The following is an 18525-nucleotide window of genomic DNA, read 5'->3' on the forward strand; positions in this document are numbered from 1 at the left end:
CTGTAATCCCCCGTCAGAACCACCCGTAACGACACACAAGCCGACCCGCCGGGGGCGCTGCCCCCGGACCCCCGGGGTATTTCGGCCAAGAAGAAAATCGCGGGACAAAGCCGCGACGCGACGCAGCCCCGCATGTTCTGTCGGCCACGAATGGAGTCGCCGGAGGCCGCCTGTTGCAGCAGGCTTCCTCTTTCGCGTGCGCGCGCCCCGGGTTAGGGAGATGACATGACCGACGCCGCCCCGCCCCTGACCGCTTCGCGCGCCCAGCGCAATGTCGCCCTGCTGGTGGCGGCGCAGGCGCTGATCGGGGCGCAGATGCCGATGATCTTCACCATCGGCGGGCTTGCGGGCCAGAGCCTGGCTCCCGACCCGTGCTGGGCGACGCTGCCGATCTCGCTGATCGTGCTGGGCTCGATGCTGAGTGCGACACCCCTGGCAAGCCTGATGCAGCGGTTCGGGCGGCGCGCGGGCTTCCTGGTCGGTACGCTGGGCGGGGCGGCGGGCGGCGCGGTGGGCGCGGTGGGGCTGGTGCAGGGCTCGTTCGGGCTGTTTCTCGCGGGCTCGTTCCTGACCGGCATCTATCTTGCGGCGCAGGGATTCTACCGCTTTGCCGCCGCCGACAGCGCGACCGGCGATTTCCAGCCCAAGGCGATTTCCTATGTGCTGGCGGGCGGTCTGGTGGCCGCGGTCGTCGGCCCGCAGCTGGTGAAGGTGACGGCCGAGGCGATGGTGGTTCCCTTTCTCGGCACCTATCTGGCGGTGATCGCGATCAACCTGGTCGGTCCGGTGCTGTTCGCCTTTCTCGACATCCCCGCGCCGCCGCGCCGCGTGGCGGGCCAGACGGGCGGGCGGGGGCGTGTCGAGCTGTTGCGCGATCCCGCGATCGCGGTGGCGATCATCTGCGGGATGGTGTCCTATGCGCTGATGAACCTGGTGATGACCTCGTCGCCGCTGGCGGTTGTCGGCTGCGGCTTCGACACCGGGGTCGCGGCGGATATCGTGACCGCGCATGTGCTGGCGATGTATGTGCCGAGTTTCTTTACCGGGCATCTGATCGCGCGGTTCGGCGCGCGGCCCGTGGTGGCGGCCGGGCTGACGATCCTGGCGCTGTCGGGCGGGGTGGCGTTGAGCGGGGTTGCGCTGGAGCAGTTCTATGCCGCGCTGATCCTGCTGGGCATCGGCTGGAATTTCGGCTTCATCGGGGCGACGGCGATGCTGGCGCAGGCGCATGGCCCGGAGGAACGCGGCGCGGCGCAGGGGATGAACGACACGCTGGTCTTTGCCGGGGTGACGCTCGCCTCGCTGGCCTCGGGGGGGTTGATGAACTGTTCGGGCGGGTCGGCCGCCGCGGGCTGGGCGGCAGTCAACCTGGCCATGGTGCCGTTCCTGGCGCTGGCCGGGGGTGCGCTGATCTGGCTGGCGCTGCGCCCTGCGGCAGAGCGCTGAGGCCGGGTCCGGGACGGGCTTGCGCTGCGGCGGCTGCGCGTCCCGGCGCGTCCAGAAAAACACTTGCGCCCGGTCAGAATCGCAGTATGTTCCCGGCCTCGCTTGCACGATGGGTTACGCCGCGCGGCCACGCGCTGAGAGACGGGCTTTCCCAAGACAGAACACCGGGCCAGAGGCCCCGAAGGATCGAGGTTGAGACATGGCTGTCCCTCAGAACAAAGTCACGCGGTCGCGCCGCAACATGCGGCGCTCGCACGATGCGCTGGTGCCGGGCAATCCGGCCGAATGTTCGAATTGCGGCGAACTGAAGCGTCCGCATCACGTCTGTGCCGCATGCGGCCATTACGACGACCGCGAAGTGGTTGCGCAGGCCCAGGAATTCGACCTGGACGAAGACGACGCGGCCTGAGGCCCCGGGCCGCACGTCCCCCGCGTCGAACATGAGCACGCAGCACTGTCAGGAGCCGCGCGCCGAGGCGCCGCGCACCGTCATATCGGTCGACGCCATGGGCGGGGATCGTGGTCCCGCGGCCGTGGTCGCGGGACTGGTCAAAGCCGCCACCAAGAATCCCGAGATCCGGTTCATCCTGCATGGACGCCGGGCGGAACTGGAGCAGCTTGTCTCGCGCCGCAGGGTGCTGGCCGGTCGGGTCGATATACGCGATGCTGCCGATGTGGTCACGATGGAGGCCAAGCCCAGTCAGGTGATGCGCCATGGCCAGGCGACCTCGATGTGGTCGGCGCTGGACAGCGTGCGCAATGGCGAGGCGCCGGTCTGCGTGTCCTGCGGCAATACCGGCGCGCTGATGCTGTTGTCGATCGTGCGGCTGCGCAAGCTGCCGGGCGTCAACCGGCCCGCCATCGCCTGTCTGTGGCCCTCGCGCAATCCGCACGGGTTCAACGTGATGCTGGATGTCGGCGCCGATGTGCGCGCGGACGAGCATGACCTGCTGCAATATGCGCTGATGGGCTCGTCCTATGCGCGCAACGGGCTGGGGCTGAACCGGCCGCGTGTCGGCATCCTGAATGTCGGCACCGAAGAGAACAAGGGACGGGCCGAGCTGAAGGCCGCCCATGATCTGATCGAGGCAAGTTGCGCAGCCGGGCAGTTCGATTTCGTCGGCTTCGTCGAAGGCGGCGACATTCCCTCGGACAAGGTCGACGTGATAGTGACCGACGGCTTTACCGGGAATGTGGCGCTGAAGACCGGCGAAGGCACCGCCCGGCTGGTCGGCGATTTCCTGCGCGAGGCGTTCAGCGCAACGCCCTTGTCGCGGGTGGCGGCATTGCTGGCGCTGACCTCGTTGCGACGGCTCAAGAAGCGGATCGACCCGCGCCGGGTGAATGGCGGGGTGTTCCTCGGGCTGAACGGCACGGTGGTCAAGTCGCATGGCTCGTCGGACGCCACCGGCGTCGCCGCGGCGGTCAAACTGGCTTGGGAACTGGCGCAATCGGGCTTCACCGAACGGCTGGCGGCGCGCGTTGCCACAGCCTCCGGGCCGGTCCACGAAATGGTCAAGGACGTGGCCGGAGGCGAGCGGTAGACATGGTGACAAGGGCCATTGTCAGGGGAGTGGGCCATTATCTGCCTGCGCGCGTGGTCGAGAATGCCGAGTTCGAGGCGACGCTCGAGACGTCCGACGAGTGGATCCGCTCGCGCTCGGGGATCGAACGACGCCATCTGGCGGGCGAGGGCGAGACCACGGCCGACATGGCGATCCGCGCGGCACGGGCGGCGCTGGACGATGCGGGGCTGGCACCCGACGAAGTGGATGCGATCATCCTGGCAACCTCGACCGCCGATCTGACCTTTCCCTCGGCCGCGACCATGGTTCAGGCGGGGCTGGGCATGACGCGCGGCTTTGCCTTCGACGTGCAGGCGGTCTGTGCCGGCTTCGTCTTCGCGCTGGCCAATGCGAACGCGATGATCGCGACCGGGATGGCGCGGCGCGTGCTGGTGATCGGGGCCGAAAGCTTCAGCCGGATCATGGACTGGACCGACCGCGGCACCTGCGTGCTGTTCGGCGATGGCGCAGGCGCGCTGCTGCTGGAGGCGGGCGCGGGCGCGGGCGGATCGGACGATCGCGGCGTGCTGGCGATCGACCTGCATTCGGACGGGCGGCACAAGGACATCCTTTACGTCGATGGCGGCACCTCGACGGGCATGACCGGGCATCTGAGGATGCAGGGCAAGGAAGTGTTCCGCCATGCCGTCGAGAAGCTGGCCGACACCGCCCATGCGGCGCTGGACAAGGCGGGGCTGAGCGGGGCGGATGTCGACTGGCTGGTGCCGCATCAGGCGAATCTGCGGATCATCAAGGCCACCGCGCAGCGCATGCAATTGCCGATGGAGCGGGTGATCGTCACCGTGCAGGACCATGGCAACACCTCGGCCGCGTCGATTCCGCTGGCGCTGTCGGTGGGCAAGGCCGAGGGGCGGATCCGGCCCGGCGACCTGGTCGTGACCGAGGCGATCGGCGGCGGGCTGGCCTGGGGTGCGGTGGTTCTGCGCTGGTAAGGTTGCGCGCAAACGCCATCCTGCAAGTCGTTGTCATTGACTCGGAAATCCGTTTCTCCCTAAGCTCTTAGGTAGTCGGGGAATTTCGGGTTTTTGATCAGAGGGGACGCCATGTCCGGCAAAACGCTGACACGAATGGATTTGACCGAAGCGGTGTTCCGCGAAGTGGGCCTGTCACGCAACGAATCCGCCGACCTGGTGGAGAGCGTCCTGCAGCACATGTCGGATTCGCTGGTGCGCGGCGAGACAGTCAAGATCTCGTCCTTCGGCACCTTCTCGGTGCGGGAAAAGGCGGCGCGGGTCGGCCGCAACCCGAAGACCGGCGAAGAGGTGCCGATCTTGCCGCGACGGGTCCTGACCTTCCGTCCCTCGCATCTGATGAAGGACCGCGTCGCCGCCGGAAATTCCGAGCGGACGGACTAAGGTTCCGTTCCAGATGGAAAAATCCCCCGAAGCCTTCCGCACGATCAGCGAGGTGGCGGCGTGGCTGGACACGCCCGCGCATGTGCTGCGGTTCTGGGAAAGCCGGTTTTCCCAGGTCAAGCCGGTCAAGCGCGCGGGCGGGCGGCGCTATTACCGGCCGGCCGACATGATGCTGCTGGGCGGGATCAAAAGGCTCCTGCACGAGGACGGGCTGACCATCCGCGGGGTGCAGAAGATCCTGCGCGAGGAAGGGGTGAAATTCGTCTCGGCCCTGTCGCCGCCGCTGGAGGAAGGGACGCCCGGGCTGCTGATCGAGGGCCATGCCGAGCCGGTCGAGGCGGTTGCCGAAGCGCCGCTGCCCGGGGACGACTCGCCCGTCGAGATGGTCGAGGCCGACGAGGCCCCGATGCAGGAGGATGCCGAATCCGAGGCCGCCGAGATCCTGCCGCTGGCGTTCCGCCCCCGGCCCGAACCGGACGAGGCGATCCTGCCCGGTCTCGATCTTGCGGCCGGGGCGCGCCCCGCACCGGAGGCCGAGGCGGCGATCCCCAGCTTCCGCCGCCATCCCCGCCCGACGGTCGAGGAAGAACCCGCCGCCACCCTGCCCTTCGAGGCCGCGCCGGAGACATCCGCGGAGGAGCCGGTCGCGGACCTTGCGGAGGCCGACTTGCTGCTCGGCCCGGAGCCCGAGGTCGCGCAGATCGTGGTCGAGCCAGAGCCGGAACCGGAGCCTGAACCCGAAGCCCATGCCCCGGCGGCCGGTCCGGCCGAACCCGAGCCCGAGGCGGAGGCGTCGGAACAGGCCGGGTCCGACATCCTGTCAGAGGCCGCCCCGGAGTTTGAAGCGCAACCGGAGGCCGAACCGGAGCCGGAACCGTTGGCGGAACCGATGGCCGAGCCCCCTGCCCCGGCGATTGCGCGGCCCCTCGGCACGGGAATCGCCCGCAGCGATCCGGCCGATGACGACCCGGCCTTTGCCCCGGTCGCGCCGCCGCTGCGCACGCTGATCCGCACCCCCGCGCTGCGTCAGGCGCTGGCCGCCGACCGGGACCGGGCCGGGCAATCGCTGGCGCGGCTTCAGGCGCTTGGCGAGCGGATGGTGTCCGGCGGGCAATAGGCCGATCCTGGCGCCGGGCGGGGTTTTTTGCGGCTTGCCCCCGCCGTCAGACATGCTAAGAACGCCCCCGTGTCGGGCTATGGCGCAGTCTGGTAGCGCGTCCGTCTGGGGGGCGGAAGGTCGCAGGTTCAAGTCCTGCTAGCCCGACCAAAATCACACCGCCCGCGCGCCCTTTCGGGCCGCGGGCGGTGGTGTTTTCGGCACCTGGCCTTGCAACAGTCGGAGGCGATGCGATGACCGGACCCGGCGTGCTGCCCGCGCAGCAGATCCGCGCGCTGATCGAGGCGGGCGCGATCGGCCTGAGCGCGCCCCTGGATGACGGGCAGGTGCAGCCCGCCTCGCTGGATCTGCGGCTGGGGGATGTCGCCTACCGGATGCGCGCCTCGTTCCTGGCGGGTGCGGGGGCGACGGTGGCCGAGCGTCTGGCCGATTTCGAGATGCACCGGATCGACCTCACGGGCGGGGCGGTGCTGGAAAAGGGCTGCGTCTATGTCGTGCCGCTGATGGAGCGGCTGGCCCTGCCCGAGGGCGTCGCCGCGGTCGCCAATGCCAAGAGTTCGACCGGGCGGCTGGACCTTCTGACCCGTGCGATCACCGATGGCGGGGTGGAGTTCGACCGCATCCGGCCGGGGTATCACGGCCCGCTTTACGCCGAGATCTGCCCGCGCTCCTTCTCGGTGCTGGTGCGGCCCGGCCAGCGGCTGAACCAGATCCGGTTCCGTCGCGGGCAGGCGGTTCTGGACGATGCCGAACTGACGGCGCTGCATCGGGCGGTGGGGCTGGTTGCGGGCGGTCCGGCGGTGATTTCCGAGGGGCTGGGCTTTTCGGTCGATCTGAAGCCCGAAACCGGCGATCTGGTTGGCTATCGCGCCAAGCCGCATTCGGGGGTGATCGACCTTGACCGGATCGGCGGGCATGACCCGGCCGAGTTCTGGGAGGAAATCCGGACCGACAGGGGCCGGATCATCCTCGACCCTGGCGCCTTCTATATCTTGGTCAGCCGCGAATCGGTGCATATCCCGCCCGATTACGCCGCCGAAATGGCCCCCTATCTGGCCATGGTGGGCGAGTTCCGGGTGCATTACGCGGGCTTCTTCGATCCCGGCTTCGGCCATGACGCGGCGGGCGGCACGGGGTCGCGCGGGGTGCTGGAAGTGCGCTGCCACGAGGCGCCCTTCGTGCTGGAACATGGGCAGGTCGTGGGGCGGCTGGTCTATGAACGCATGGCCGCAAGGCCCGAGACGCTGTATGGCGCGGGGATCGCGTCGAACTACCAGGGCCAGGGGCTGAAGCTGTCCAAGCATTTCCGCGCGCCCTGAGCGGTTCGCCCCCCCCGCGCGCAGGAGCGGCTGCCGCCGGTTCGACCCGGCCCGTGGGCCGCGGTGGCAACGTGCGATTGCACCCGGCCGGGCGCGGGGATAGCGTCGGGGCGAGAGTGCCGAAGGAGCCCCGAACATGCCCGACACCGCCCCGAACGACTGGGATGCCCGCGCCGAGACGCACAGCTTCTACGGCTTCACCGACCTGCCCTCGGTGCAGGCGCGCGGCACGGTGGTCGTGACCCATGGCGAGGGTCCCTATATCTTCGACACGGCCGGGCGGCGCTATCTGGACGCCAATTCGGGGCTGTGGAACATGGTGGCGGGGTTCGATCATCCCGGCCTGGCCCAGGCCGCCAAGGCGCAATATGACCGGCTTCCGGGCTATCACGCGTTTTTCGGGCGGATGTCGGACCAGACCGTGATGCTGAGCGAGAAACTGATCGAGGTCTCGCCCTTCGCCCGCGGCAAGGTCTTCTATACCAATTCGGGATCCGAGGCGAACGACACGGCGCTCAAGATGCTGTGGTTCCTGGCGCGCGCCGAGGGGCAGCCCGAGCGGCGCAAGATCCTGACGCGCTGGAACGGCTATCACGGGGTCACGGTCGCCGCGGCCTCGATGACGGGCAAGGCCTATAACGCGCTGTTCGGCCTGCCCCTGCCCGGGTTCATCCACCTGACCTGCCCGCATTACTGGCGCGAGGGGCGGGAGGGCGAGAGCGAGGCAGAGTTCACCACCCGGCTGGCCGCCGAATTGGAGGAGGTCATCGCGCGCGAGGGGGCCGAGACAATCGCGGGCTTCTTCGCCGAGCCGGTGATCGGCGCGGGCGGCGTGATCCCGCCGTCAGAGGGCTATTTCCAGGCGATCCAGGCGGTCCTGAAGCGTCACAACATCCCGCTGATCGCGGATGAGGTGATCTGCGGCTTCGGCCGGACGGGCGAGGTCTGGGGCTGCCAGACCTACGGCTTCACCCCCGATGCGATCATCAGTTCCAAGGCGCTGACTGCGGGCTATTTCCCGATGGGCGCCGTGATCCTCGGCCCCGACCTGTCCGACCGGTTGCAGGCCGCGGCCGAGGCGGTCGAGGAATTTCCCCATGGCTTCACCGCCTCGGGCCATCCGGTCGGCTGCGCCATCGCGCTGAAAGCGATCGACGTGATCCTGAACGAGGGGCTTCTGGACAATGTCCGCGCCCTGACCCCGCGTTTCGAGGCGGGGCTGAAGCGGCTGGCCGAGCATCCCCATATCGGGGAATGGCGCGGCAAGGGGCTGATGGGCGCGCTGGAGGCAGTGGCCGACAAGCCGACGAAGACGCCGTTTCCCGCGACCCTGTCGGTCAGCGAGCGCATCGCCAATACCTGCACCGATCACGGGCTGATCTGTCGGCCGCTGGGCCAATCCATCGTGCTGTGCCCGCCCTTCATCGTGACCGAAGCGCAGATGGACGAGATGTTCGACAAGCTGGAGGCCGCGCTGAACCGGGTCTTCGCCGAGATCGGCGCGGGCTGAGGCGGGCGCCTCAGCTTTCGTCCTCGAACATGTCGGCCTGGCCGTCCTCGGCTTCGGTATCGTCCGGGCCGCCGGGCATGGGGCGGCTGTCCAGCAGGCCTGCGGCGCGCAATTCCTTGAGCCCGGGCAGGTCGCGCGCGCTTTCCAGTCCGAAATGGTCGAGGAATTCCTCGGTCACGACATAGGTGACGGGGCGGCCCGGCGTCATCCGGCGCCGTCCGAAGCGGATCCAGTCAAGCTCCAGCAACTGATCGACCGTGCCCCGGCTGACCGAGACGCCGCGAATCTCCTCGATCTCGGCGCGCGTCACCGGCTGGTGATAGGCGATGATCGCCAGCGTCTCGATCGCGGCGCGGCTGAGCTTGCGCAGCTCGACCGTCTCCTTCTGCATCAGGAAGCCCAGATCGGGCGCGGTGCGAAACGCCCAGCCCTCGCCCACGCGCACCAGCCGCACGCCGCGCCCCTCGTAGCGGCGGGCAAGATGGGCGAGCGCGGCGGCGGCATCGCAGCCATGCGGCATCCGCGCGTTCAGTTCGGCCACGCGCAACGGCTCGGCCGAGGCGAACAGGATCGCCTCGACCATGCGCTCCTGCTCGCCGATGGGCGGCGCCTCGAAAAGGCTTTCCTCCTGCTCGGGCGGGGTCCGGGTCATGCGCGGGGCTTCCGCCGGATATGGATCGGGGCGAAGGTGTCGGACTGGCGGATCTCGATCTGGCCCTGCTTGGCCAGTTCCAGGCTGGCGGCGAAATGCGCCGCGGTGGCGGTGCGCCGACGCACGGGGTCGGTTTGCCATCCCTCGGGCAGCCAACTGGACAGGTCGATCCATTCGCCCGCATAGCCCAGCAGGCCGCGCATCCGTTCCAGCGCCTCTTCCATCGTGTAAAGCGCATCGCGATCAAGGACGTAGGGGCGGAACTCGTCCTTGGTGCGGATCCGTGCATAGGCCTGCATCAGGTCCAGAAGGGTCGCGGTATATTGCACCCGACGCACCCGTTGCACATCCTCGGGGATGCCGCGCACGAAGAAGTCGCGCCCCTTCTGGTCGCGGCCCAGAAGCCGGGCGGCCACCGCCCGCATCGCTTCGAGCCGTTCAAGCTGGAACGCCAGATGCGCAGCCAGATCCTCGCCCGAGGGTCCCTCGTCGGTGGGATCGGGCGGCAGCAGAAGGCGCGACTTGAGATAGGCAAGCCAGGCCGCCATCACCAGGTAATCGGCCGCCAGTTCGATGCGCAGCGTCCGCGCCTGTTCGACAAAGGCCAGGTATTGCTCGGCCAGATGCAGCACCGAGATGCGGCGCAGGTCGACCTTCTGGCTGCGGGCCAGCGTCAGCAGCATGTCGAGCGGCCCCTCGAAACCCTCGACATCGACGATCAGGGCCTCGGCGGCCAGCCGCGCGGCGACGGGGTCCCGCGCGGGTCCCTCGGTGAAACTGTCGGGGCCCTGTTCAGGCATCGCGCCTCTTTCCCAGCAGCGCATCGAGTTCGGTCACCAGCGCGGAAACCTCGCCGGGCACCGGCGGGCGGCGGCGGGCCAGCGCGCGCGAGGCCCTTGCCGCGGCTTTCTCGGTCAGCGTGCCGCTGGCCTCGGCGACCTCTTCCATTTCGGCCAGTTTGCCGTTGCAATGCAAGACCGCATCGCAGCCCGCCCGGATGCTGGCCACGCAGCGCGCGGCGATGCTGCCCGACAGCGCCTGCATCGAGATGTCGTCGGTCATCAGGAAACCCTGAAAGCCCAACGCCCTGCGGATATAGATGATCGCCTCGCCCGAGGTGGTGACCGGGGCGCCGCCATCCAGAGCCTCGTAGACAACATGGGCCGTCATTCCCAGCGGCAGGTCCGAAAGCGCGCGGAAGGCGGCGAAATCGGTGGCCTCGAGCTGCGAGAGCGGGGTCTTGACGCGCGGCAGGTCAAGGTGGCTGTCGACCGTGGCGCGGCCATGGCCGGGGATGTGTTTCAGCACGGGCAGCACGCCGCCATGCAACAGCCCGTCGGCCACGGCGCGGGCGATCCTGGCCACGCTGGCGGGGTCCGAGCCGTAGCAGCGGTTCTTGAGCACCTTGTGGGTTTCCGGCCGCGCCAGATCGCCCAGCGGCGCGCAATTGACGTCGATGCCCGCCCAGTTCAGTTCGCGCGCGATCAGCCGCGAGCGCAGATACATCGAGCGCGCCGCGTTCTCTGGACCGACCGCGGCGATCTGGTCGGCGGCCGCCGCCCATTGCCGCCAATGCGGCGCGGTCAGGCGCTGGACGCGCCCGCCCTCCTGGTCGATCAGGATCGGCGCGGCGCGGCCCACCGCCGCGCGCAGGCTTTCGGTCAGCGCGCGCAACTGGCTGGGATCGCGGACATTGCGCGCGAACAGGATGAAGCCGAGCGGGTTGGCCTGGGCGAAGAACTGCCGCTCGGCCGCCGTCAGCGCCGGGCCGGAGCAGCCGAGGATATAGGCCCCGGCCCGCCGCATCAGCGGGCCACCACCGGGATGCAGTCCGCGCCCTCGGCCATCAGGGCAGCACAGAACCGGCGGGCATCGGCGATATCGTCGAAGCCTGCGGCGCGCAGCCTGTAGAAGATGCGCCCGCCGCCCTCGGTCGCCTGGATGACGCGGGACTTGCGGTCGAAGAACCCGGCGAAGCGCCCCTCGCCTGCCAGGCCCTCCCAGGCCAGGCGGGCCTCTTCGGCGTCGTCGAAGGCGCCAAGCTGGACCAGCGCAGTGCCCGCGACCACCTCGGTCACGGGAAGCTCGGCAGCACTGCGCGGCATCAGCGCGGCGGTGGCGGCCGCGATCGCGGCGCGGGCGGCGAGATCCTCGGTATCGGGCCGTGCCGCCGGGCGGGGCGAATGGCTGAGCGCGCCCGCGGGCAATTGCATCAGTGGCGTGATCTCGTCCGCGGCGGCCTCTTCGAGGGCGGCCATCATCGCGGCATCGGCCGTGTCATCGGCCTCGGGCGCCAGCGTGAACGCCTCTTCGACTTGCTGATCGGCCGCCTCGTCCCACGGCGTCGCGGCAGGCGCGGCCACGTCCAGCGGGGCCAGTTCGGCGCGCGGACGGTCCTCTTCGGTCAGCGCCAGCGGGTTCGGGGCAAGGCGCAGCGTGTCGGCGGGCGGCGCGGCCTCGCCATCGGCGGCGACGCGGTTCACCGCCAGCCCCTGGTGATCGGCCTGACGGCCGCCCGGATCCTCGGGGGCGATCCGCATCGGCCCTTCGAGCGCGCGCACCACGGGCACGCCGCTGACATCGCGCACGAGGATCTGGTAGCCCCAGACACAAAGCCCTGCCACCAGCGAAAGCGACAGCGCGCCCCCGGCCCAGTGCAGCGCGGTCTTCATGCCCGGCCGGGCATCGCCCGGACCCGGCGCACGGAATGCGTCGTATTCGATATCTGCCATTGCCGCCTCATGTTCCGGGGCTCTTTGTCCCCGGTTGGTTCTTGCCTGTCTCGGCCCGGGCGGGTTGCGCCTTGTTTTTCAGCGCATTTCCTCGACCGGAGTAACGCCGAGAATACCAAGGCCGGCGGAAATCACAACGGAAACGGCACGCGCCAGCGCGATTTTGGACTGGCTTGTGGCCGGATCGCCCTCTTGCAGGAAGCGCAGCGCGGGCAGATCGTTGCCCCGGTTCCAGAGCGCGTGGAACTCGGAGGCCAGTTCGTACAGGTAGAACGCGACGCGGTGGGGTTCATGCGTGCGGGCGGCGATCTCGACCAGACGCGGCCATTCTGCCAGCTTCTTCGCGACCGCGATCTCGGCCTCATGCCCGAGTTTCGTCAGATCCGCCGCGGCCAGCGTGGCGTCATCGGACGCGATCCCCGCCTCGGCCGCCTTGCGCAGCACGGAGCAGACGCGGGCATGGGCATACTGGACATAGAAGACCGGGTTGTCCTTGGATTGCTCCAGCACCTTGGCAAAGTCGAAATCCAGCGGCGCGTCGTTCTTGCGCGTCAGCATGTGGAACCGGGTCACATCCGGCCCCACCTGATCGACCACGTCGCGCAGCGTGACGAAGGTGCCCGCGCGCTTGGACATCTTGAAGGGTTCGCCGTTCTGGTAGAGCTTGACCAGCTGCGTGAGCTTGATGTCGAGCGGCACGCGGCCATCGGACAGCGCGGACACGGCCGCCTTCATCCGCTTGACATAGCCGCCGTGATCCGCGCCAAATACATCAATAAGAGCGTCGAAGCCCCTGGAAATCTTGTCGAAATGATAGGCGATGTCCGGGGCGAAATAGGTCCATGCGCCGTCCGATTTCATGATCGGCCGGTCCACGTCGTCGCCATGTTCGGTCGAGCGGAACAGGGTCTGCTCGCGCGGCTCCCAGTCCTCGGGCGTCTTGCCCTTGGGCGGTTCCAGCACGCCCTGATAGATCAGCCCCCTTTCGCGCAGCGCCTCGATCGCGGCCTCGATCCGGCCGGTGCCATAGAGCGACTTCTCGGAGAAGAAGACATCCATCGTGATGCCGAGGGCGGCCAGATCGGCGCGGATCAGGTCCATCATCCGGTCGGTGGCGAAGTCGCGCACCTCGGTCAGCCAGACCTCCTCGGGCTGGTCGAGATAGGCGTCGCCCACCTTGTCCTTCAGCGCCTGGCCGACCTCGATCAGGTAGTCGCCGGGATAGGTGCCGTCCTCGAAGGCGACCTGTTGGCCATGCGCTTCGAGATAGCGCAGGTAGACGGAGCGGGCCAGCACGTCGACCTGCGCGCCGCCGTCGTTGATGTAGTATTCCCGCGTCACCTGATGGCCGGAATAGGCCAGCAGGTTCGCCAGCGCATCGCCGAAGACCGCGCCGCGGGTGTGGCCCACATGCAACGGGCCGGTGGGGTTGGCCGAGACATATTCGACATTGACCCGCGCGCCCTGCCCCATGTCGGAGCGCCCGAAGCCCGTGCCTTCGGCCAGCACCCGGCCCACAAGCCCCTGCCAGACGCCGGGCGCAAGGCGCAGGTTCAGAAAGCCCGGCCCCGCCACCTCGGCCAGGGTGACGCGGGGATCGGCCATGAGGCGCGGCGCCAGCGCCTCGGCGATGTCGCGGGGCTTCCGCCCGGCGGGCTTGGCCAGCACCATCGCCGCGTTGGTGGCCATGTCGCCATGGGCGGCATCGCGCGGCGGCTCGACCGCGACGTTCGAGAGGTCGAGCCCGGCGGGCAGCGCGCCCTCGGCGGCCATGGCGGTCAGGCTGTCGATCACGAGCGCGCGGAGATCGGTGAAGAGGTTCATGTCCATCCCTTTCGGTGCCTCGGGCGGTTTACCACCGGGCGCGGGCGCGTCAACCGGCCCCAGGTCAGCCGGTCGCCGCGCGCCAGGCGGCGGGCAGCTTGGGCTCGGTCCCGGTCAGGCGGGCATGTTCCTGCAAGGCGAAACGGTCGGTCATGCCCGCGATGTAATCGGCCACGATCCGCGCCAGCGCGGTGACGTCCGGCACGGCGGCCACATCCTCGCGCCATTTCGCGGGCAGATGCGCGGGGTCGGCCAGGTAGATCGGGAACAGTTCCTCGACCACGCGCGTCACCTCGGCACGCACCGCCATTACCGAGGGCGCGCGATACATCCGGTGGAACAGGAAATCACGGATCTGGCGCAGATCGGCCCAGAGCGGGTCGCTGAAGCGGATCACCGGGCGGCCCAGCCCGCGCACCTCGGCGGCGCTAGCGGGGGCGGCCTCGGCCAGCAGGCGGCGGGCCTCGGCGATCACGTTCTCGACCATCACGCCGAAGAAGCGGCGCGTCGCCTCGTGGCGGCGGCGTTTGGGGTCGATCCGCGGCCAGATGCGATCAACCTCGACATAGCAATCCGACAGGATCGGCAGCGCGGCCAGATCTTCGTCGGTGAAAAGCCCCGCACGCAGCCCGTCATGCAGGTCGTGATTGTTATAGGCGATGTCGTCGGCCAGCGCGGCCACCTGCGCCTCGGCGCTGGCATGGGTGTGCAGTTCCAGGTCGTGGCGGGCATTGTATTCGGCCAGCGCATAGGGCAGCGTGCCCGTCACCGGCCCGTTATGCTTGGCGATGCCCTCCAGCGCCTCCCATGTCAGGTTCAGCCCGTCGAAATCCGCGTAATGGCGTTCCAGCCTTGTCACGATGCGGATGGCTTGCGCGTTGTGGTCGAACCCGCCGAAAGGCGCCATCAGGGCCGCCAGCGCATCCTCGCCGGTATGGCCGAAGGGCGTGTGACCCAGATCATGCGCCAGCGCCACCGCCTCGGCCAGTTCGCCGTTCAGGCCCAGGACGCCCGCGATGGTGCGCGCGACCTGCGCCACCTCGATCGAATGGGTCAGCCGCGTGCGGAAGCTGTCGCCCTCATGCACCACGAAGACCTGTGTCTTGTGCATCAGGCGGCGGAAGGCCGAGGAATGGATGATCCGGTCCCGGTCGCGCTGAAAACACGAGCGGAAGGCGCTTTCCTGCTCGGCATAAAGGCGCCCGCGGCTTTGGGCGGGGTCGCAGGCGAAGGGGGCCAGCATCCGGGGTCTCGTCGCTTGTTCGCAATCCTCAACCCCATATATTGAAGGAAAGACCGTTTGCACACAGGGGATTCCGCGATGGACCTGACGCTGCCTCCGAAAGTTACCGAGCGCGCCTTTTCCCGGCTGGCCGAGATCGGGGCCGCGGCGCAGGGCAAGGCGCTGCGTATCGCCGTCGAGGGCGGCGGCTGTTCGGGGTTCCAGTATGCGATCACGCTGGACGCCCCCGCCGAGGACGACCTGTTGCTCGAAGGCGGGGGCGAGCGGGTGGTGGTCGATCCGGTCTCGCTGCCGTTCCTGTCGAATGCGGTCATCGACTTCACCGAGGAACTGATCGGGGCGCGTTTCGTGATCGACAACCCGAACGCGGCAAGTTCCTGCGGTTGCGGCACCTCTTTCGCGATGTGAGGCGCGCCCGGAAAGGACCGGCCGACATGGACAACATCACCAGCCTGATCCCGCGCGACCGGTTCCTGCCGCTCTGCCCGGAAAACACCGCCGAGGGCGCACCGCGCCGGACCGGAATCGAGATCGAGTTCGGCGGGCTGACCGAGGCAAGGGCGGCGCGGCTGGTGGCCGATGCGATCGGCGGGCGGGTGATCGAGAAGACCGCGCATGATCTTGTCGTCGAGGACAGCGAATGGGGCGCGGTCGAGATCTGTCTCGACACGCAATGGCGCGACAAGGCGGGCGGCAAGCTGGCCGATCTGGGGCTGGATCTGAGCCGCGCGGTGGTGCCGGTCGAGATCGTTACGCCGCCGCTGGAGCCCGGGCAGTTGCCCGCGCTTGACCGGCTGCGGGGCGCGTTGCGCGCGGCCGGGGCGCAGGGCAGTCGGAACGGCCTCCTGCTGGGCTTCGGCGTGCATCTGAACCCCGCGGTGGCGGACGAGACGACCGAGGCGATCCTGCCCGTGGCCCGCGCCTTCGCGCTGATCGAGGACTGGCTGAGGAAGGCGGATCCGATCGACCCCGCGCGGCGGCTTCTGCCCTTTGTCGATCCCTGGCCGCGCCGCCTGGTCGACCGGCTGGCGGGCGAGGCCGTGGACTGGAGCATGGCCGATTTCATCGACGCCTATCTGGCGGAGACGCCGACGCGCAATCGCGGGCTGGACCTGTTGCCGCTGTTCCGCCATCTGGACGAGGGCCGGGTGAGCGGCGCGCTGGGCGACGGCGGGCTGGTCTCGGCGCGGCCGACCTTTCACTATCGCCTGCCCGATTGCCGGATCGACGAAGCCGGATGGCGCATCGCCTATGAGTGGAACCGCTGGGTGATGGTCGAACGGCTGGCCGCCGACGGCGCGGCGCTGGACCGGCTGGCCGGCGAATGGCTGGACTATCGCGCCGCGCTGACCACGACGCGGGGCGACTGGTTCGCCCATCTGGAGGAGCGGCTGGGCGATCTGGAACTCTGGACGGCGGCATGAGCGGACGCCCGCAGATCGCGGTTACAGTTTCGGCGCGCTCGGGCTGGCGCATCTTTCCGCTGGTGGCGCTGAACCTCTGGCTTGCGGGCGGTCGCGCGCGGCGCTGGGGCGCGGGACGGTCCGCCGATCTGGAGGAGGTGGACGGGCTGATCATCGGCGGCGGCGACGACATCTCGCCCGATCTCTACGATGGGCAGATCGTGACCTCGGCCCGGCTGGACCCGGCGCGCGACGCGCTGGAACGGGCGCTGGTCGAGGCCGCCATCGCCCGCGGGATCCCGGTGCTGGGCATCTGCCGGGGGGCGCAGATGATCAACGTGGCACTGGGCGGCAACCTGCACCAGGATGCCTATGGCACCTATACCGCCTCCGACCGGCGCTGGACGATCCTGCCGAAGAAGCGGATCGCGGTCGAACCCGGCACAAGGCTGGCCGAGATCGCGGGGACCGCACCGATGAAGGTCAACGCGCTGCATTCCCAGGCCGTGGACCGGCTGGGCGCGGATCTGGTGGTCGCCGCGCGCGACCGCGGCGGCATGATCCAGGCGGTGGAGCGAATCCGCGATCCCTTTGCCCTTGGGGTGCAGTGGCATCCCGAACACCTGCCTTACGCCCGCCGCCAGCGCGCACTCTTTGCCGCGCTGGTCGCGGCCGCCCGCGCGCGCCGCGCCGATGTCGCGCAGCTGTCTGCGGTCGACGTCATGGCCAGGCCGTGACAGCCACGCTCCGTCTGTGCATATGCGCACGGCGCCTGCGCAAGGGCCGGATCCGCTCGGAAATCGGGGCGAATGAGCGCAAACGCGGCAGATCGCCCCATGGCACCGTGTTGTGAACCACACAACATACAACTGTGACGTGACCCAAGGACGGTCACATGCTAGCCCAGCAGACGGAATATCCCCGATCACCAGAAGGAGAGTTTCATGCGCAAGGTACTTTTGATCACCGCCGCCCTGGCGACCGTCCCGGCCGCAGGCATTGCCGCCGACCTGCAGGAGGTCGTGGATGCCCGCCGTGGCTTCTATTCGATGCTCGGGGCCAACATGAGCGTCCTGGCCTCGATGGCCAAGGGCGATATCGAGTATGACGGCGCGGTCGCCCAGACCCATGCCGACAACCTGAAACTGCTGACCGCCTACAATATGGGCCATCTCTATGCGGTCGGCACCTCGAATGCCGACATGCCCGGCAAGACCCGCGCCCTGCCCAAGATCTGGGAGGATTTCGCCGGGGTGCAGGAAAAGGGCATGGCCTATGTCCAGGCTGTCGAGAACCTTGTCGAGGTTGCCGGGCTTGACCGGTCGGATCTGGGCGGTGCCGTGCAACGGCTGGGCGGCACCTGCAAGGATTGCCACGACAATTACCGCGCCCGGGATTTCTGAGCGATGAAGGATACGGGCACCCATGGTGCCGGTCCGGGCGGCGAAACCGCCCGGGCCGACAACGCAACCGTCGAGATCGAGACCATCCGGGTCTGGGATCCGCTCTTGCGGCTGTTCCACTGGCTGCTGGCGATCGCGGTGGTCGGCGCCTGGGGGTTGGGCAAGTTCGGGCCCAACGTGATGACGCTGCATTTCTGGTTCGGCTATGCCGTGCTGGGCCTGCTGGCGTTCCGCCTGATCTGGGGCTTTGTCGGCCCGGAACATGCGCGCTTCGGCAATTTTCTCTACGGTCCCGTCTCGATCGGGAAATATCTGATCCACATGGTCCGGCGCGAACCCAGCTATTGGCGCGGGCACAACCCGCTGGGCGGGTTCTTCGTGTTCGTCCTGCTGGGCGTTCTGGCGGTCCATGCGGGGCTGGGGCTGATCGCGGATCCCGAGGACTACGTCAATGCAGGTCCGCTCGCCCGCGAGGTCAGCACCGCGACCTCGCGCACGGCGCTGGCCTGGCATGCCACGCTGGGATGGGTGGTTCTGGGGCTGGTTGTGCTGCATGTCGCCGCCATCGGGTTCTATCGCAAATGGAAGGGCGAGGATCTGATCCGCCCGATGATCACCGGCCGGAAGACCGTCCGCAAGGATCCCTGAACATCCGCCATGGTCGCGGCCCGCACCGGCCCTAACTTGTCGAAAAACGGCAAAAGGGACGGTGGGGGCCGATGAAGAACCTGCTTTTGCTGGGCTCCGGCCTCGGCGTTCTGCGGTGCCGGTCATGGCATCGAGCACCGTTCACGCGGATCGTTGCGATCAACAATGCCTGGCGTGTGCGGCCTGTGGAGGGGGGGTCTTTCATCGGGAGAGGAACGAAAACGGAGAGACTGACGCCAGAACAAGGGGTTGAGCGTTAGAGTGAGGGTCAAGAAATGGAATTTACC

At 68.6% G+C, this 18525-nt stretch carries 19 protein-coding genes and 1 tRNA gene; 14 read left to right on the forward strand and 6 right to left on the reverse strand.

What is annotated here, in order from left to right; genetic code table 11:
• Window positions 1–225 precede the first annotated feature (225 nt).
• From EV216_RS17255 to EV216_RS17295, 9 genes are all read left to right on the forward strand, one after another.
• Window positions 226–1446, forward strand: coding sequence for an MFS transporter (locus EV216_RS17255; RefSeq protein WP_132696996.1), 1221 nt, complete (start codon window positions 226–228; stop codon window positions 1444–1446).
• A gap of 199 nt (window positions 1447–1645) precedes the next feature.
• On the forward strand, window positions 1646–1855 hold the full coding sequence (gene rpmF / locus EV216_RS17260; protein ID WP_132696998.1) for a 50S ribosomal protein L32: 210 nt from the start codon (window positions 1646–1648) through the stop codon (window positions 1853–1855).
• Between the two features lie 31 nt (window positions 1856–1886).
• Window positions 1887–2990, forward strand: coding sequence for a phosphate acyltransferase PlsX (gene plsX, locus EV216_RS17265; protein WP_132697000.1), 1104 nt, complete (start codon window positions 1887–1889; stop codon window positions 2988–2990).
• A 2-nt stretch (window positions 2991–2992) separates the two neighbouring features.
• Window positions 2993–3964, forward strand: coding sequence for a beta-ketoacyl-ACP synthase III (locus EV216_RS17270; RefSeq protein WP_132697002.1), 972 nt, complete (start codon window positions 2993–2995; stop codon window positions 3962–3964).
• Window positions 3965–4075: 111 nt separating this feature from the next.
• Complete coding sequence (gene ihfA / locus EV216_RS17275; RefSeq protein ID WP_132697028.1) at window positions 4076–4387, forward strand: integration host factor subunit alpha; 312 nt, start codon at window positions 4076–4078, stop codon at window positions 4385–4387.
• 13 nt (window positions 4388–4400) lie between these two features.
• Entirely contained in the window at window positions 4401–5504 is a 1104-nt protein-coding gene (locus tag EV216_RS18805) for a MerR family transcriptional regulator (RefSeq protein WP_279388228.1), read from the forward strand.
• Window positions 5505–5577: 73 nt separating this feature from the next.
• Window positions 5578–5654, forward strand: a tRNA-Pro gene (locus tag EV216_RS17285).
• Window positions 5655–5737: 83 nt separating this feature from the next.
• On the forward strand, window positions 5738–6823 hold the full coding sequence (locus tag EV216_RS17290) for a 2'-deoxycytidine 5'-triphosphate deaminase (protein WP_132697004.1): 1086 nt from the start codon (window positions 5738–5740) through the stop codon (window positions 6821–6823).
• A 136-nt stretch (window positions 6824–6959) separates the two neighbouring features.
• On the forward strand, window positions 6960–8333 hold the full coding sequence (locus EV216_RS17295; protein ID WP_132697006.1) for an aminotransferase: 1374 nt from the start codon (window positions 6960–6962) through the stop codon (window positions 8331–8333).
• Window positions 8334–8343: 10 nt separating this feature from the next.
• Here EV216_RS17295 and scpB read toward each other — a convergent pair whose 3' ends face one another.
• The 6 genes from scpB to EV216_RS17325 form a co-directional block, all read right to left on the reverse strand.
• A complete protein-coding gene (gene scpB / locus EV216_RS17300) occupies window positions 8344–8985 on the reverse strand; it encodes an SMC-Scp complex subunit ScpB (RefSeq protein ID WP_132697008.1) in 642 nt (213 codons plus the stop codon).
• Window positions 8982–9785, reverse strand: coding sequence for a segregation and condensation protein A (locus EV216_RS17305; protein WP_132697010.1), 804 nt, complete (start codon window positions 9783–9785; stop codon window positions 8982–8984). Before EV216_RS17305 ends, scpB begins: the two co-directional genes overlap by 4 nt.
• Window positions 9778–10791, reverse strand: a complete 1014-nt coding sequence (locus EV216_RS17310) for a glycoside hydrolase family 3 N-terminal domain-containing protein (RefSeq protein WP_132697012.1) — start codon at window positions 10789–10791, stop codon at window positions 9778–9780. The genes EV216_RS17305 and EV216_RS17310 overlap by 8 nt, the downstream gene beginning before the upstream one ends.
• Entirely contained in the window at window positions 10791–11717 is a 927-nt protein-coding gene (locus EV216_RS17315) for an SPOR domain-containing protein (protein ID WP_132697014.1), read from the reverse strand. Before EV216_RS17315 ends, EV216_RS17310 begins: the two co-directional genes overlap by 1 nt.
• A gap of 78 nt (window positions 11718–11795) precedes the next feature.
• Window positions 11796–13541 (reverse strand): arginine--tRNA ligase, encoded by a 1746-nt coding sequence (gene argS / locus EV216_RS17320; protein ID WP_132697016.1) that lies wholly within the window; start codon window positions 13539–13541, stop codon window positions 11796–11798.
• Window positions 13542–13605: 64 nt separating this feature from the next.
• Window positions 13606–14784, reverse strand: a complete 1179-nt coding sequence (locus EV216_RS17325; protein ID WP_132697018.1) for a deoxyguanosinetriphosphate triphosphohydrolase — start codon at window positions 14782–14784, stop codon at window positions 13606–13608.
• Between the two features lie 84 nt (window positions 14785–14868).
• Between EV216_RS17325 and EV216_RS17330 the strand changes: the two genes are divergently transcribed.
• The 5 genes from EV216_RS17330 (at window position 14869) to EV216_RS17350 (ending at window position 18238) form a co-directional block, all read left to right on the forward strand.
• Entirely contained in the window at window positions 14869–15192 is a 324-nt protein-coding gene (locus EV216_RS17330) for a HesB/IscA family protein (protein ID WP_132697030.1), read from the forward strand.
• Between the two features lie 26 nt (window positions 15193–15218).
• The gene (locus EV216_RS17335) at window positions 15219–16208 is read left to right on the forward strand and encodes an amidoligase family protein (protein WP_132697020.1); all 990 of its coding nucleotides are present in this window, start codon (window positions 15219–15221) and stop codon (window positions 16206–16208) included.
• The gene (locus EV216_RS17340) at window positions 16205–16924 is read left to right on the forward strand and encodes a gamma-glutamyl-gamma-aminobutyrate hydrolase family protein (protein WP_132697022.1); all 720 of its coding nucleotides are present in this window, start codon (window positions 16205–16207) and stop codon (window positions 16922–16924) included. The genes EV216_RS17335 and EV216_RS17340 overlap by 4 nt, the downstream gene beginning before the upstream one ends.
• A gap of 207 nt (window positions 16925–17131) precedes the next feature.
• The gene (locus tag EV216_RS17345; protein ID WP_132697024.1) at window positions 17132–17590 is read left to right on the forward strand and encodes a c-type cytochrome; all 459 of its coding nucleotides are present in this window, start codon (window positions 17132–17134) and stop codon (window positions 17588–17590) included.
• Window positions 17591–17593: 3 nt separating this feature from the next.
• Window positions 17594–18238 carry a cytochrome b/b6 domain-containing protein gene (locus EV216_RS17350; protein ID WP_132697026.1) on the forward strand — a complete coding sequence of 215 codons (645 nt, stop codon included), beginning with the start codon at window positions 17594–17596 and terminating at the stop codon, window positions 18236–18238.
• The last annotated feature ends 287 nt before the right edge of the window (window positions 18239–18525 follow it).

Source organism: Rhodovulum steppense (assembly GCF_004339675.1).
Classification (GTDB): Bacteria; Pseudomonadota; Alphaproteobacteria; order Rhodobacterales; family Rhodobacteraceae; genus Rhodovulum; species Rhodovulum steppense.